We start from the raw sequence: 15,187 nt of genomic DNA, 5'->3' as shown, positions 1-15,187 counted from the left end.
CAATAGCAAATTGTTGGGTCCGCCGTGAATCAATATGCCTTCGTCACCTCGACACCGGTGTAATAGTGGCGAATGATGTCGTCGAATTTAACGCCCATTTTTGCCAAGCCGAATGCTCCGTATTGACACATCCCGACGCCGTGGCCCCAACCGCGCCCGGTAAAGGTGTAGCTCGTCACCTGATCGCCCGAATAACGCTTGTTGATCACGAACAATTGTTCGCGAAGCCGCAATGCCGAGCGGATCTTGCCTCCTTTCAGGGTCTTTACGCCGTTCGACCCGACGATCTCTATTTCGGTCGCCCGACGCGAATAACCCTTCGACTTTATGTTCACGTCGTAAAGCGTGCCGATACCCCGAACGTAACGCGACAGACGCTGCTGGACAGCTCCGGCCGAGAGCGATTGCGACCAGTTGGTGAAGGGCGACATATTTTCGGCAACTGTCGGCATCGCTGTCGGGACTATCTCGAGGAACGAGACCGAGCCGGTCGCGTCCGTTTGGTAACGCACTTCTTCGCCGCCGACAAGGGCTGCTTCTTTTACCTGATACATCCCGCCGCCGAATTGCCTGAAAAGGAACACATCGGGCCGGACCGTTAACGGACGATCGGTCTTGCCTGCGCGAACCACCAGCTTGCCGTCGACCGACGGCCTCGCAGCCGCGATCTGGAGCTGCGGCATCCATTTTTTCTTTTCGTAGATCTGCCTTATCAATCGCAACATGGCTGCGCGCGAGAACGGACGGTTCGGCTGAAGTGTGAGATCAGGCCGGAGGGTAAAGTAACCGTCGCGGAGCAGCATTGCCAATTCGGCACGCCGGTTCATCGGTATCTGCGATGCATCGTCAAAAGCAAGATGGTAATTTATGTCAGAATCGCTCAGCAGCGTGTCGGGCGCACCCGGCACATAGATAAAACTTGCCAGCAGGGCTGCCAGCTCGATCGGCTTTGCCGTTTCGCGCGTGACATTCGGAAACGTTTTTCCGAATTTGCCGGCAAGATTGTTCAACCAATTCGAAAGCTCCGGAGCCGTCGGAGCGTCCTCGAGCCACTCGTCGCTGATCTGGTCGGTGGCCAGGGCAAACCCATTCACCGAAAGCATCGAGACCAGTCTCACGAGTTCGAGATTTGCTTCGTCACGAAGCTTTGCCGGCGTCCGAACCGTCTTCACGATGAACGGATCGAAATGCCTGCGGCCTTCGAGCGAGCATTCGACACCGCGGAGATACGGCTCGGCGTGATCGAAGATATTCTCAGAGTTTTCGGTCCGACCGCCGCACGTCGAAGTAAAGTAGGCCATTATCGGCTTGCCGTTGTGGGTCGCGATCATTCCGGCGGTCTCGCGAACGGCCCGTGTCCCCATCTGCGTCTCGATCGCGACACCTTTGTAGACCTGCGACCAGACGTCGGGCCGCATATCAAATCCCTGGGTCGCAAACCCGTTGATGTTCGCTACCGCATACGTCCGGGCGGCGACGGCCTGCGCCTTTTGCGCCTCGAGGCTCGGCAGCGAGAGTTCGGCCGGCACCACGCCCAACAGATAATCTTCGAGCGGAACCGCATTTACCACCGTCAGTGCTCCTTTTGCATTGACGAAGACCTCGATCTTCCCGCGATACGCTTTGCCGTTCAGCCTGACCGGATTTGCCCGCTCGTCGAACGACCCGAAAGAGACCGATTTCAACGAAGTATATTTTGCGGCTTCGCTCGGGCCGTTGACTATCACTTCGCGAAGTCCGGGAACGACGATGTCGGTGCCGGCCGCCGGCTGCGCCGAACCCGTCGAGCGGATAAGGCTTCGGACCTGCGATCGGCCCGCCGTCCTGACCTGCTGAGAAAGTGCGACCGCGTCGGGCGAATGTACCGTCTTCTTTTCTATCGTTACAACAACGTCCTCAAAACCACGTTCGGCAAGTGCGGCTTTGAATGCATCTGCTTCTTCCTTCGATTCCTTCGGCTCGCCGATCCAGACCTTCCAGGTGTTCGTCTTTGCGTCGATGCTTGCAAGCGCGCTTTGGCCGGTTGCCTCGCGAACCTCGGCGGCGATCTCATTCGCTTCGGCGGACGTAGCTATGTCCTTGATCTCGAAAATGTACTGATCCACGACGTCAGGCCTGTAAGCACGGGCCGAAACCGTCACACGGTTTGTTGCCAAAAGCCGATCGGGTTCTTCGGGTGATCGCGCGACAAGCTGAGAATCGGGCGTGGTGATGGTTACGGACGATGTGTTCGTCAGCAAGCCGATACGTATTACCGGTTCGGCCGGGAGCAGCGGAATCAGAGGTAAACCGGCGTCCGTCGGGAGCGAAATAATGAGAGCAAAAAGAAAGGCGGTGAAAAATGGTCGAACTCGCACAAAGATGATAATAACAGATTTTGGAGCGATGGCTTCGCGAAAGTCGGTCGGTGACTTATGTCGCCTGGCGAAACCACACAAGCATAAGCGTCGAACACGAGTTTACACGGTTCTGCTGCTATGAACACATCTTACTCGTCACATCACCGGGCATTTCAGCGCGAGTCATTATTCCCGACCGATCTTGCGTCGATAATTCAGCGTGTCGATGAGATCGATCCGATCGGCTATGGACGCACTCGCAATTTCACCGACGGAGCCGTCACGCGGCTCTCGCCTTACATTTCCCGGGGTGTCATTTCGACAAGATTCGTCCTTGACCGGACCCTCGCACGCGGTTTCGAACCATATCAGATCGAGAAGTTCATTAAGGAACTCGCCTGGCGCGATTATTATCAGAGGGTCTGGCAAGCTAAGGGTGATGCCATCAACTCCGATCTCCGCCATCCACAGGCGAATGTCGCGAATCACCGAATGCCCGGGTCGGTGATCTCCGCCGAGACGGGTATAGATGCCGTTGACGCGGCGATCCGCTCGCTGTACTCGACCGGCTATATGCACAATCACATTCGAATGTATACGGCATCTATCACATGCAATATCGGCCGCAGCCATTGGCTGACGCCCGCCCGCTGGATGTATTACCACCTGCTCGATGGCGATTGGGCCAGCAACGCTATCAGCTGGCAATGGGTCGCCGGGGCGGCCAGCACCAAAAAGTATTTCGCCGATCAGGCAAACGTCGATCGCCACTGTTATACATCGCAGTCCGAAACCTTTCTCGATGTTGCCTATGACGAGTTTGGATCGTTGCCCGTTCCGGCAGTCCTCCAGCAGACGATCACCCCCACGCTGACGACCGTCCTACCCGAACGCGTCGATGTTACGCTCGACCCATTACTGCCGACCCTGATCTACAATTCGTACAATCTTGACCCGACGTGGAAGATCGAGACCGGATACAATCGGGTCCTGCTGCTCGAACCCTCGCACTTTGCCGCGTATCCGATCGCCGCCAACGTGCTCGAGTTCATTCTCGCTCTCGGGAGGTACATTTCGGGTCTGCAAATATTTGTCGGCGAATTTTCCGAGCTGAAGGAAATTCTCGGAGGCGGGGAGATCTATTACAAAGAGCATCCGTTGAACCGACACTATACCGGCACCGAGGAAAGCCGCGATTGGATGTTCTCGGCGACGGGTTATTACCCATCTTTCTTTGGCTTTTGGAAAAAATGTGAGATCGAGCTGAAAGGCTCACAGCTCAGCCTCGATCTTTAGATCATATGCGAATCGACCAAAACGAACTTCGGCAGCTCGATCGGATCTACCGGCTCAACATCATCAACTCGGTATCAGGTATAAAGCCTGCTAACCTGATCGCCACCCGCTCGACGGACGGCATTTCGAACGTCGCGATCTTCAGCTCGGTCGTTCATCTCGGAAGCGACCCGGCGTTACTCGGCTTCATCGTCCGTCCGGCGGGCAAATTACCCCGAAACACATATGAGAACATCCTCGAGACCGGCGAATATACCATCAACCATGTTCACCCCGAAATGGCCGAACGCGCACATTACTCGTCGGCAAAGTTCCCAAGGGAAACGAGCGAATTCTCGATGTGCGGCCTGACCGAGGAATACGTCAGCGATTTTGACGCTCCTTTCGTGCAGGAGAGCACCGTAAAACTCGGAATGAGATTTGAGGAAGAGATCCCGATCGCGCGCAACGGCACGACGCTGATCATCGGTTCGGTGCGGCTTGCGATCATACCCGACGAGGCCGATTCCGGCGATGGCCATCTTGATCTCGAAACGACCGAGGCAGTCGGCATATCGGGCCTGAACAGTTACTATCGCGTAACCAAATTTGCGCAGTTCCCCTATGCACGGCCGGACGAAATTCCGGACTTCAAGTGATCATTTCTCAAGCGCATTGAAGATGAACGGGAACGTCGCCCACGTCTGTCCGCGATGCTGCGGCCGAAAGGCGAAGAGTATGATCGTCCCGTCGCCGTACGCCGCCTCGGCGATGGCGGCCTTGCCGTTGATCAGCTTTTCACCCAACATCCAGCCCGACATCAAGGCGTCACTCTCGGCATATCGGGCGATGGTCCCGACCTTCGAAGCATCCACGACCTCGAATGCAGAGCTGTTGGTGAAATATGCCGGCATCTCGTCGAGCGTGTTTCGCGCGAGCCTGTGACGCGTATCGACCGCGAGCTTTACGATCGAGCCCGGATTGTAAAATTCCTTTCGGCCGGCGCCTGCGAGCACATTCTTGATCGGCAGCCCGAATTCCTTTATCACCGTTCCGCACGAGGCATCGAAACACACCAGCCGCCCGCCGTCATCGACGAACTTTTTCAGGTTAGCAATGCCTTCGGTCCCGATGCCGCCGGTCAGTTCCTGCGGATATCTGTCTGCCGAGAGCCCGCGAAGCAGGCCGTTCTCATTGATCGAAGGCAAGACGATCACATCATATCGGCCGAGGCCGCCGCTTCGCATCTCCTTGTCGCTGACCGATGAATATTTGATCTGATGGTTGTCGAGAACGAGCCGCGTCCAGCCCTCGTCCATCGAGCCCATCGAGCCCTGGTAAAGCCCGATCCGGGCCGGTTTACGCAGCGGGTTCGGGAATTTCGCAAACGCCTCGGCCGCGGGCCGAAGGTTCATTACCGCACGAGCCTGATCGACGTTCCTGACGGGCTTGAGCGTATCTCGAAATCGGTCGAGATCACGGATGTCCCAGATCGTATCCGATTGGATGCCCATCTGCAGCGGAAGTGTCCAACCGGCAACGTCATACGGCGGGTCAGGCGTGCCGTCGGCTCCGATGCGGTTCGGATAGACCTGCCGTTCAAAAAGGCTGAGCACGTTGGCCTTCGCCGGCTGATTCACAAATATCAGAAAGCTGCCCAACGGCATCTCGTGGTATTCCACCTTGTCTGAGAAATGATTCAGCCATAGCTCGTGCGTCAACTCGTGGACCTCGATGCCCTGCCACAAAAGGATCTCGATGAATCGTGCGATCGCTTCCGAGTTCGGCTGTCCGGCCGTCATCACGAAAGCCTGCGGCTCGGTCGTGTCGCGGACGAGCGTCGCCCGGTTCAACGCTAGAAAATTGCGCAGGTATCGCTCGCGGTATTTCGCCGCCATCTGCAGCAGCGACCGGCTTGCGATCATCTCGACCCTCGCGATATCGCCCGGGCCCCATTTGCCGCCCTGCCATGGCTCGGGGTTGTTTATCGCCGGTTCGAGCGGCGAGTTGAGCCCGCGAACCGGGCGCGTCTCTTTCAGTTTCTCGCGGGTGATCGTGACAGGCGTCATCAGGTCGGCGCTCGCCGCCTCAGAAAGTATGCCGATCGAATTTCGAAAATACGGAGCCGTTCTGAAGCCGCCGTGCCACCACATATCGAACGTCGTATTGGTGGCAACGCCCTTGACGCCGGCGGCTTGCAGGTCGGCCGACATCTTGTACCCGATCAGCCCGACCTCACGCACGATCGAGGGCGGAATTCGCGGATTTGGCGGATCGTGAAATGGCGGGATCACAAAACGCGGGCCGTTCTGGCCCATCTGGTGAACGTCATAAACGAACTGCGGAAACCACTCCTGCCAATACAGCCGGGTTATCGCACGCGTTTCGGCGAGATTGAGCATGAACCAATCGCGGTTGTTGTCGTGGCCTGCGTAGTGATGATAAAGCTGCGGCGGCGATGTTCCCTCGCTCTTTGTCCCGAGCGTTTTGCGGTACCATTCCGCGACCATGTCGATGCCGTCCGGATTCGACGAAGGTATCAGCAGCAGGATGGTGTTGTTGAGGATCTCGGCCGTGCCTTCGTCGGTTCCCGTGGCAAGCTCGTACGCCAGGTTCATCGACATCTGTGACGCGACGATCTCGTTCGAATGGATCGAACACGATATAGAAACGATCGTCTTGCCCGTCGTCAGATAGAGCGATTCTTCGTCGATGATGCCGTCCTTTGCGATCGTTCGCGGATCGGCAAGTTTCTGGCTTATCAACTTGTAGCGTTCGAGGTCGCGGATGTTCGCCTCTGACGAGATATATGCGACGATCATCGGCTTGCCGAGGGTCGTTCTGCCAAACTCTTCGACCTTTACTTTCGGGCTTGCCGCATCGAGTTTCGTAAAATAACCCCGGATCTGCCCCCAATCGGCGATCGTCCGCTCATCGGTCGGGTGAAACCCGAGAACCGACTTCGGCGTCGGCAACTGTGCGACAATCGCGAGAGAAAGAAGTAGAATTAGACCGCTGAGACGCAGTAACGAACCGAAACGCGCGCCGCCCCGCAGGCGACCGAAATATTTATGTCTGATCATGAGCAGCAAGATATCGCCTTGGCGATCCGAGAGAATCAAAAGCTTGTTTTTCCTGTTCACGAGTCTAACAAATCCCGTTTGTCGGGCAAACTGCGATATTGGTGGAGCTGGTTCGTCGCCGGCTTTTTGCTTCTTATCCTTGGCGTCCCGTCGCTGATCGTTCTCGGAATCATCAACAAAAAGATGTGGCTTTACCCGATCGCCCGCTGGGGAGCCGGGATGTGGCTGAAAGCTTGCGGCGCGAAGGTCGCCGTGAAGGGCAGCGAAAACGTCGCGGACGACGAATCGTACGTCTTTGTCTCCAATCATCGGTCTTATCTCGATACGGCAACGCTCTTTTTTTTCACCGGCCACAAGATGGGCCTCGTCGCAAAAAAGGAGCTGCTAAAGGCGCCGGTGCTCGGCCAGGGGATGCATTACGTCAAGATATTTGCCATTGACCGCTCAAACCCCGAGAGCGCGAGGCGATCGATGGAAAAGGCACGCAAGGTGATGGAAGAGGGCTTTTCCTTTGGCGTGTTTGCCGAGGGCACGCGGGCAATGCCCGGCGAGCTTCTGCCGTTCAAAAAAGGTGCGTTCCATCTCGCGCTTCAGACCGAGGCCCGCATCATCCCGGTCGCGATCACGCAGACCGATTGGATGATGGGCAAGCGCACCGGCGTCGCTTATGCCGGCACGATCGAGATGTCGCTGCTCCCGCCGGTCGAAACAAAGGGCCGCGAGCTGATGGATATCCTCAACGAAACGCGGGCCGCGATCGCACGCGAAATGGCCGGTCAGGCAAAATAAAAAGCCGGGCCGAAGCCCGACTCTTGACCTGTCACTTGCTGCAACTTATCACGGTTTCTTTGGCGTCGGCGAAGGCGTCGGCTCGGCCGGAACGTCCTCATCCTCGACTATCCTCACGTCGCTGCGGCCGATACGATAGTTTTCGTACTTGACCTTCATTCTCATCTTCACCGAGTAGCCCTTGTCGAAAACAAGCTCGTCATCGGCGAGCGAGATCGACGGGAACCAATATTTTCCGTCAACGTTCTCGCGCCACGTCTCGACCACCGGATATTTATTGTTCTTATCCTCAGGCAAGCCCTTGCCCTTTGATTTGACGATCATCAAATCGCGGTCATCGACCCAGACGCGTCCGGTAAAGAAGCGCTGCTTGGTCTTTTTCGCATCCGGCATCACCTTTGGCGAAACGTCGAAAACGTAAAGATCGAGGTCATCGATCTTCTCTTTCCCGACATATGTAAAGTTGTAGAGCGAGATGAACTGCGGTTCGAGAGCGAACGGGTTGACGCCGCCAAGGTCTTCGATATCGGCCGGCGTGATGGTCAGTTCTCTGATCGTCGGGACGGGAAAATAGGTGATCCGCTCGAACCGCGCGCCCTCGCTGTTGAACGTCATGAACGAATCGCGGCGATATACGCCGGTCACCTGTCCGCCCATTCCTATCGTGTGTACGGTCGCGCTTCGGTCAAAGGCGTAGATCTTCAATGCCTCGCGAAACTCGCCCTCGTTCGCCGTGAACGCCTTAACGATCCGGTCGACCTCGGCCTGGCTCAGGTCGGTCTTTACCAAACCTGTCTGCTGGCCGAACGCCGCCGAAGCAGCCGTCAAAACGACAAAAGCCAATGCACCCAAAAACCCGATATGTTTCTTCATCATCCAGCTCCCGATTCTAAGTCCTGGAAGATAGATGCACAAACCGCGGTTTCGGTTGACACATTTCAAGCATTATCTGACGAACGCATTCGGGATGGGGCGGTCGGTGGCGGCACCGAACGGGATGATCTGCGTGCCCGAGGTCGAGCCGAGCATGAACCACGTCGCCGATGACGGCCTGAAGACCGCGGCGTCCGTCTTGCCGTCGCCGTCGTAGTCGCCGGGAACCGGCGTGTCGCCTGCTCCGCCGAACGGGAACGAGTAGAACGAGCCGTCCTCCGATCTCAGGATGAACCATTCACCCGTGGTCGGCCTGAAGAACGCAGCGTCTGCCTTGCCGTCTCCGGTGTAGTCGCCGACCACCGTCTTGTCGGTCGATGTCCCGAACTGGAAAGCACGGTTGCCGCCGTCAGACGACCGCAGATACCACCATTCGCCCGGCCGGACGAAAGATGCCGATGTCCGATTTGCCGTCGCCGTCATAGTCGGCCGTCACCGGCAGGTCGCCCGAGGCTCCAAAGGTGATGATCGAGACCCCGAGGTCGGACGAACGCTGGATGTACCATGTGTTGTTGGTCGAACGGAAGACCGCGACATCGCCCTTGCCGTCGCCGTCGTAGTCGGCCGGGACGGGTGTGTCGCCCGCTCCGCCGAACGGGAAAGAATAGAACGAGCCGTCCTCAGATCTCAGGATGAACCACTCACCCGTGGTCGGACGGAAGAACGCCACATCCGACTTTCCGTCGCCGGTGTAATCGACCGGTGCGATCGCATCCGTCGACGTGCCGAACTGAAGTGCCGGAACCTGTCCGTCAGAGCTTCTCCGATACCACCACTCAGCCGCCCCCGGACGAAAGATCCCTACATCCGTCTTCCCGTCTCCGTCAAAGTCGAACGGCGATCGACGTGACGCGAACGGTGCTGCCCAAAAACCGCTTTCGAAGCTAAACGGACCGCCCGTCGAAGTGATTCCCGCGATCGGCTCCCCAATAGTCGAAACAAGCGTATAGTTTCCACTTGCCGCTACTCCGCCAGCGATCGAAACCACGTGCTGCTCGACACGCGGCTGCACGATGCCGCCGACAAAATCAGGTGCGTTTCCTGGCGAGATGGGAATTTGCGAGAACGCGCCGCTGCCGTCAGCGTTAACGGCGAAGATGCCTTTCACCCCGTTGATACGCCCGGCGGCGATGACCTTCGAATTGTTCTCGGTCCACACGTAGCCGAGCGTGAAGCAATTCGCGGCCGTCTGCGTGCAATCCTGATTCAACGGATAGTTTGTCAGCGTCTGGCGGCCCGAGCCGTCGGGTTTGATCTTTACGAGGTTCGAGACCCAGTAAGGATACGTGGAGATGGCCGGAAAGTTGTTGTCGCAGTTCACGGAGATCGTGCCGAACGCAATGAACTCATTGTCATTCGACCACGCCGGATGAAAGTCGCGACATGTGGTGTTCGAAATCTTCTGACGATTGGAACTGGATATCTCGACAGTGTAGAGCCCGCCCACTCCCGGCGTGATGAGGTTGTTGCTGAATGCGATGAGCTGGTCGCCACCGCGCCGGATGGCGGGAAACTTATCATTATGGTTCGCGTCCGCGCATGGAAACCGCAGGCGATTCGTACCGTCGCGGTTGATCCTGCTCAAGCAAGTAATAGCGTTGTACACAATTTCGTGATTGCCCTGATTGCTTGCCGGCGAAAAAAAGTGACCGCCCGAGACGTCATCGAAACTAGCTGGGATGATCAAAGTTTCTTGCCCGGTCGAAAGGTCTCGAACAAAGAACTCCGGATAGATCCAAAAGGGATCGAAGTGGGAAGTTAGCGAGAAGCGTTTGAACAAGAGGAAGCGGCCATCGTCCGAGATTCGCGGCATCGTCCCGCTGGTGATAAAACGGTCGTTCGAGCCGTCTTGACCGACAACCCAGATAGTGGGAGAGTTGGCGCCCGTCGGCGATGTAAAAATATTCGTCGGCATCCGGCTGTAGACGATCTCCGTCGGTTTTAGCTGTTGAGCAGAAGCGACAGCAGTTGCCATTGCAATGACGAATACGGCAATAGATATACTTCCGATCGATCGCGTGCGTTCCATGGGTAAGGCTCCTCAGAGGCGGAATCAAAATACAAACAAATGGAACGGTAGATACTCAAGGCTTCCATCGTGCTTGGTAATCACGATCAGCCTGGAGTTAACCGCCGCATGTGGTACCACCGATGCAGTCAAAACACCCGCCTGCTGCCCCGATGCGTCCGTCGTAACCAGCCAGAATCGATTAGTGATCTGAAAGGGAAAATTTACATAAACTACGCCTGCCGAGTTTTGAGTGACGGAGATGTCGCAGTTTCCGCTTGAGCTGCCGGATACACCGTTATAGCAGCGGGCGACCACTCCTCCGGCAGTAATGGCGACCATTGCCTTGACGGCCCCATTTCTTTCCAATGGCTGTGCGATGTCGCCATTATCGGTGATCCGCAAATCCACGTTTGGTGGCGTCAGCGTCGAACCGAACCCACTGATCGTCCTGAAGAAATGCAGACCGCCGGTGGCTTGCCCAATGCCGAATCGTTGGCCCGAACTGTTCGCTTCCCAACCGAGCGCGGAAGCGTTTTGCATGTTCAGCGACGCTGTCCATTGACTCGAGGTCCATAGTGGCCCGCCGCTGAGCGTCAGGCGTGTATTCGGCGCAACGCTGCCGAATCCTGCGTTGCCTGAGGTTTGTAGATTTCCGGTGTTTGGGAAATTCAGTCGGGCATAGTTCGAGGCCGAAACACCGCCGAGCGAAGAAGCATCGGATGCAAGCTGAGCATTCTGTGCATTGGTCGCGTTATCGGCTTGAGTCGCATTCGCTGAGCGAACGGCAAACGGCACAGACATGATCTGCTGACGCGCGCCGAGAACTACATGGGCGTTCGGCCTGCCATTTGGACGGACCGAGATCTCGACGAAGCGGTCGCCGGCCGTAAAGGCAGATGAGCCGAAATCAAGAGTTGTCGAAAACACACCGTTGATGAGCAGAAGATTCGGCCGATCGACGCTCGCACCGACCTGGCTTCCTCCGGTGATCGAATCGAATAGCTTGAACTGCAGATCGTACCTGCCGTTCGCAGGGCTCGAACCGTCGTTCAAACGGCCTTGAAAGTTGAACGCCGTCGTTTGGGCCGCGGACTGAAGCGACAATAACAAAACCATGCCGACAAAAATTGCGAGTGTGTGTCTTTTCATATTTTCAGAGCCGTTACCTAATACAAGATGACGATGAACCGATTTGTAAAAGTGTCGTTAGGACTCTCCACGCGAAAACAGAAGACCTCGAGAAAGTCAGGTGCGATGAACCGATAGTTTGCTCCCCAGTTCCGATATGGTGACTGAAGGTTCCCGGGAGTAATTTGAGCAAACCGATCGGCTACGCTGAACCCAAAGCTAATTCGATAAACGCCGACCGGCCCGCCGGGCTGCGTAACGGTGAAGCCGCATGGCGGGGTAGAATCGCCCGTCACTCCGTTGTAGCAGCGATTGATACCTGCATCTTCGTTAACTTCCAGCATGGCCTTCGGAACACCATACGAGGAGATAAGAGGCTGCGTGATCCGTCCACCGACCGAGACGTTTCCCTGCAACGACGCACTCCCCTGAACCGAGAGGCCCTGGTTCGCCGCAAGAATGGTGGCCGTAACGGTTCCGAGAACGGGTACGTTTCGACGAACAAACTCACCCGCAAGCTCTCCTCCAAGACGATTTGCGTTCGTCGCTTCCTCTGAAAATTGAGCGTTCTGCGCATTAGCAGCGTTTGACGCAGTGTCGGCACTAGTCGCGTTCGCTGAGCGAACGGCAAACGGTACGGACAGTATCTGCTGACGCGCGCCGAGAACTACATGGGCGTTCGGGCTGCCATTTGGACGGACCGAGATCTCGACGAAGCGGTCGCCGGCCGTAAAGGCAGATGAGCCGAAATCAAGAGTTGTCGAAAACACACCGTTGATGAGCAGAAGATTCGGCCGATCGACGGTCGTACCGACCTGGCTTCCTCCGGTGATCGAATCGAATAGCTTGAACTGCAGATCGTACCTGCCGTTCGCCGGGCTCGAGCCGTCATTCAACCGGCCCTGGAAGTTGAATGCGGTTGTCTGCCCTATTGAGAGTGCGCACACCAAAAGCAACAAGACGGGAACTCCGGTAATTCTTTTGACTTTCATAAGTTGCCTATGAAGGGACGAAACGCTTTCGCACCAAAACTCTATTTCCCGTTCTGGGAAATCGCGCTACAATCTGGTTCGTCGCACCGAAACCGTAGCCGCTCTGGTTAAAACGATCGTCCCCGCACATCGAAATTATTGCGGGGGCGGCTATGATGTCTTCGGATTTATCTTCAAAGTTTCATCAATTTAGTCTCAATATGCGGGAATTCAGCGAGCGTAGGGTTTATGAGTTCGAGAATTTTCGCCTCGACGCTGATAGTCTGCTTTTATTTCGCTCCGGCGAGCCGTTGCCGCTAACTCCAAAGGTCGTCGCAACCCTGCTCGCGCTTGTTGAACGAAGCGGCGAAATAGTAAGCAAGGACGATCTGATGAAGATCGTCTGGCCGGATACGCAGGTCGAAGAAGGCAACCTGACCCAAAACCTTTACTTGCTCAGGAAAACTCTGGGAGCATCGTCCGACGGGCCGCCATTTATTGAAACGCTGAGAAGACGGGGATATCGCTTTACGGCAGAGGTTTCGTATGTGGCGGAACAGGCCGCAGGTTCGATGAATGTCTCGCCCGTCCGTATCGTCGAAAGAAAAGAAAATATCTATTCGGTGTTGGACTGGCAGAACCATCGGAACGACAACGCTGCGGAAACAACCCGTATACAGCCCGTTGCCGACTTACCAGGACCGATAAACTTCCCCGTTCGGCGAAACCTTCTCTACTCGGCAGCTATCGTTCTTGGTGTTTCGCTGATAGTGATCGTCGCCTTTTCTTTATTCAAGATCCCCGGTGGCGGAACGTCGCAGAACGCCGCGAACGAACTCACGTTCGTCCAACTAACAGACGGGCGAGATGTCAATGACGCCACGGTGTCCCCGGACGGGAGATATTTGACCTACCACGAGATCGACTCTGGCATTTTTACAATGTTCGTCCAGCAGGTAGGCGAATCGAACCGGATCGTGGTCGTGCCGCCGACCACGCGTACGATAGCGTCGAAGACCTTCGCACCCGACGGGCAGTCGATCTATTACATTGCTGGAGACCCAACGACCGGCACAGCGTCGCTTTTTCGCGTACCGACACTTGGCGGCATTGAAACAAAGCTCATCGAAAATGTCGGTTCCACTGTGGCGATCTCGCAAGATGGCGCTCAGATCGCTTTTATCCGTGATGAGAAATCGGCGGCAGCATCGAGCGTGATCATCGTTGATTCGAATGGCGAGAACGCGCGTACCGTCTTTACTGGTGCTGAGGGTAGTGTGATCTGGGGCGGCCTTTCATGGTCGCCCGACGGCGGCTCGATAGCGATGGGATCCGTCGAGATCGCGGCCCCGACCTCGGCGCGTATCTGTTCGATCCAGGCCTTGAACGTCTTTGACGGATCGATACGCCAACTATCGCCGGAAAAGTGGGATACGTGTGGACGTATGGCATGGACCGCACACGGCGACGGGTTGTTTTTTATTGGTACCAAGGGTGGTGAAGCTCTTTCGACTCGCCGCGACCAGTTGTATTACCTCTCACTGGAATCCGGTGAGGCTCGCAGGATAACGACGGACGGGAATCGTCTCCAGGTTTCGAGTCTTGGTTTGACGAGTGATGATTCGGTTCTGATCGTGCCCTTCAATCGCTCGTCGCAGCTTTGGATAATGGATGCGAACGGTTCGTCCGATACTGCTGTTCAGATCACCCGAGGGCTTGCCGATGGCCGGGCAGGGATCGCCCCGCTGCCCGACGGCCGCATCGCTTATATCGCACGAACCGGCGATTTTTCGCATGTTTGGGCCGTGAACCCGGATGGTTCGGATGCAAGACAGGTAACGAGTGAGCCGGATCAGATCGAAGAACTTCGTGCATCTGCCGATGGATCTCGCTTCTATTTTTCGACGCAGGTCGACGGGACGCCGAGCCTCTTTAGCTGCCGTGTCGATGGCACCGAGCTGGGTAAGATACTTGACGATCCGACCTTCGATGTGGATTCCTCCTACTCTCCTGACGGCACGCTGATAGCTTACAATTCGACAGTCGGCGGTGGATCGGGCGTGAAGAATTCGATACGAATAGCGGCGACGGATGGCAGTAAAGTAATGCAGATCTCGGAATCGTATGCGCAGTCGCCGCATTTTTCTCCGGACGGGAAATTCATCTCCTATGCGGCGAGCGACAATACCATCGCAGTAATGGCGCTCAAAAGTGGGGAGGTGATCGGACGGTTCCGCACCGTTCCGAATGCATCATTGAATGTGGGTGCACGATGGATGCCCGATGGGAAAGCCATCGCCTATATTTCGCATCAGAAGTCAGCGGGGAATATCTTCGTCCAACCGATCGACGGATCGAAACCGACCCGTTTGACCGACTTTACCAGCGGCGAAATTCACAATTTTGCGTTCACGGCTGACGGTCGCAATATCGTTGTCGCCCGAGGCTATCCCATTCGAAACGCGGTCCTCATAAAGAATCAACCCCGATGATCGCGAAACTAACGGGCACGAAGGTGCTCGGTTACGACAATGTTAACCGGCTCGGGTCGGTCTTTACCAAACCTGTCTGCTGGCCGAACGCCGCCGAAACAGCCGTCAAAACGACAAAAGCCAACGCACCCAAAAACCCGATATGTTTCTTCATCATCCAACTCCC

General features: G+C 56.3%; 11 protein-coding genes. 4 read left to right on the top strand and 7 right to left on the bottom strand.

Features of this window, described 5'->3' with window-relative positions; genetic code table 11:
• Positions 1–29: 29 nt before the first annotated feature.
• Positions 30–2,357 carry a SpoIID/LytB domain-containing protein gene (locus IPM28_15320; GenBank protein ID MBK9174352.1) on the bottom strand — a complete coding sequence of 776 codons (2,328 nt, stop codon included), beginning with the start codon at positions 2,355–2,357 and terminating at the stop codon, positions 30–32.
• Between the two features lie 120 nt (positions 2,358–2,477).
• Between IPM28_15320 and IPM28_15315 the strand changes: the two genes are divergently transcribed.
• Positions 2,478–3,635: a deoxyribodipyrimidine photolyase gene (locus IPM28_15315; protein ID MBK9174351.1), complete on the top strand. Its 1,158-nt coding sequence runs from the start codon at positions 2,478–2,480 to the stop codon at positions 3,633–3,635.
• 5 nt (positions 3,636–3,640) lie between these two features.
• Positions 3,641–4,273: a flavin reductase gene (locus IPM28_15310; protein MBK9174350.1), complete on the top strand. Its 633-nt coding sequence runs from the start codon at positions 3,641–3,643 to the stop codon at positions 4,271–4,273.
• Here the strand turns inward: IPM28_15310 and IPM28_15305 are convergent, their stop codons facing one another.
• A complete protein-coding gene (locus IPM28_15305; GenBank protein MBK9174349.1) occupies positions 4,274–6,697 on the bottom strand; it encodes a hypothetical protein in 2,424 nt (807 codons plus the stop codon).
• Between IPM28_15305 and IPM28_15300 the strand changes: the two genes are divergently transcribed.
• On the top strand, positions 6,686–7,486 hold the full coding sequence (locus IPM28_15300) for a 1-acyl-sn-glycerol-3-phosphate acyltransferase (GenBank protein MBK9174348.1): 801 nt from the start codon (positions 6,686–6,688) through the stop codon (positions 7,484–7,486). The two genes, IPM28_15305 and IPM28_15300, sit on opposite strands and share 12 nt — an antisense overlap.
• Positions 7,487–7,534: 48 nt before the next feature.
• Here IPM28_15300 and IPM28_15295 read toward each other — a convergent pair whose 3' ends face one another.
• From IPM28_15295 to IPM28_15275, 5 genes are all read right to left on the bottom strand, one after another.
• Positions 7,535–8,359, bottom strand: a complete 825-nt coding sequence (locus tag IPM28_15295; GenBank protein ID MBK9174347.1) for a hypothetical protein — start codon at positions 8,357–8,359, stop codon at positions 7,535–7,537.
• A 72-nt stretch (positions 8,360–8,431) separates the two neighbouring features.
• Positions 8,432–8,842: a VCBS repeat-containing protein gene (locus IPM28_15290; protein ID MBK9174346.1), complete on the bottom strand. Its 411-nt coding sequence runs from the start codon at positions 8,840–8,842 to the stop codon at positions 8,432–8,434.
• Positions 8,769–10,448 carry a VCBS repeat-containing protein gene (locus IPM28_15285; GenBank protein MBK9174345.1) on the bottom strand — a complete coding sequence of 560 codons (1,680 nt, stop codon included), beginning with the start codon at positions 10,446–10,448 and terminating at the stop codon, positions 8,769–8,771. Before IPM28_15285 ends, IPM28_15290 begins: the two co-directional genes overlap by 74 nt.
• 24 nt (positions 10,449–10,472) lie before the next feature.
• Entirely contained in the window at positions 10,473–11,579 is a 1,107-nt protein-coding gene (locus IPM28_15280) for a hypothetical protein (protein ID MBK9174344.1), read from the bottom strand.
• A 17-nt stretch (positions 11,580–11,596) separates the two neighbouring features.
• Positions 11,597–12,550 (bottom strand): hypothetical protein, encoded by a 954-nt coding sequence (locus IPM28_15275; protein ID MBK9174343.1) that lies wholly within the window; start codon positions 12,548–12,550, stop codon positions 11,597–11,599.
• Between the two features lie 200 nt (positions 12,551–12,750).
• Here IPM28_15275 and IPM28_15270 point away from each other — a divergent pair, with 200 nt between their 5' ends.
• Positions 12,751–15,021, top strand: a complete 2,271-nt coding sequence (locus IPM28_15270; GenBank protein MBK9174342.1) for a PD40 domain-containing protein — start codon at positions 12,751–12,753, stop codon at positions 15,019–15,021.
• The last annotated feature ends 166 nt before the right edge of the window (positions 15,022–15,187 follow it).

The organism is Chloracidobacterium sp., assembly GCA_016716305.1.
Lineage (GTDB): Bacteria > Acidobacteriota > Blastocatellia > Pyrinomonadales > Pyrinomonadaceae > OLB17.
The sequence above is the reverse complement of the archived record's forward strand: the minus strand, read 5'-3'. Positions and strand labels throughout refer to the sequence as shown.

Excerpts from the sequence above, each read along its gene's own strand:
- IPM28_15315 (MBK9174351.1), top strand. The coding sequence starts at position 2,478 with ATGAACACATCTTACTCGTCACATCACCGGGCATTTCAGCGCGAGTCA.
- IPM28_15310 (MBK9174350.1), top strand. The coding sequence starts at position 3,641 with ATGCGAATCGACCAAAACGAACTTCGGCAGCTCGATCGGATCTACCGG.
- IPM28_15300 (MBK9174348.1), top strand. The coding sequence starts at position 6,686 with ATGTCTGATCATGAGCAGCAAGATATCGCCTTGGCGATCCGAGAGAAT.
- IPM28_15305 (MBK9174349.1), bottom strand. The coding sequence starts at position 6,697 with ATGATCAGACATAAATATTTCGGTCGCCTGCGGGGCGGCGCGCGTTTC.
- IPM28_15295 (MBK9174347.1), bottom strand. The coding sequence starts at position 8,359 with ATGAAGAAACATATCGGGTTTTTGGGTGCATTGGCTTTTGTCGTTTTG.
- IPM28_15290 (MBK9174346.1), bottom strand. The coding sequence starts at position 8,842 with ATGACGGCGACGGCAAATCGGACATCGGCATCTTTCGTCCGGCCGGGC.
- IPM28_15285 (MBK9174345.1), bottom strand. The coding sequence starts at position 10,448 with ATGGAACGCACGCGATCGATCGGAAGTATATCTATTGCCGTATTCGTC.
- IPM28_15280 (MBK9174344.1), bottom strand. The coding sequence starts at position 11,579 with ATGAAAAGACACACACTCGCAATTTTTGTCGGCATGGTTTTGTTATTG.
- IPM28_15275 (MBK9174343.1), bottom strand. The coding sequence starts at position 12,550 with ATGAAAGTCAAAAGAATTACCGGAGTTCCCGTCTTGTTGCTTTTGGTG.
- IPM28_15270 (MBK9174342.1), top strand. The coding sequence starts at position 12,751 with ATGCGGGAATTCAGCGAGCGTAGGGTTTATGAGTTCGAGAATTTTCGC.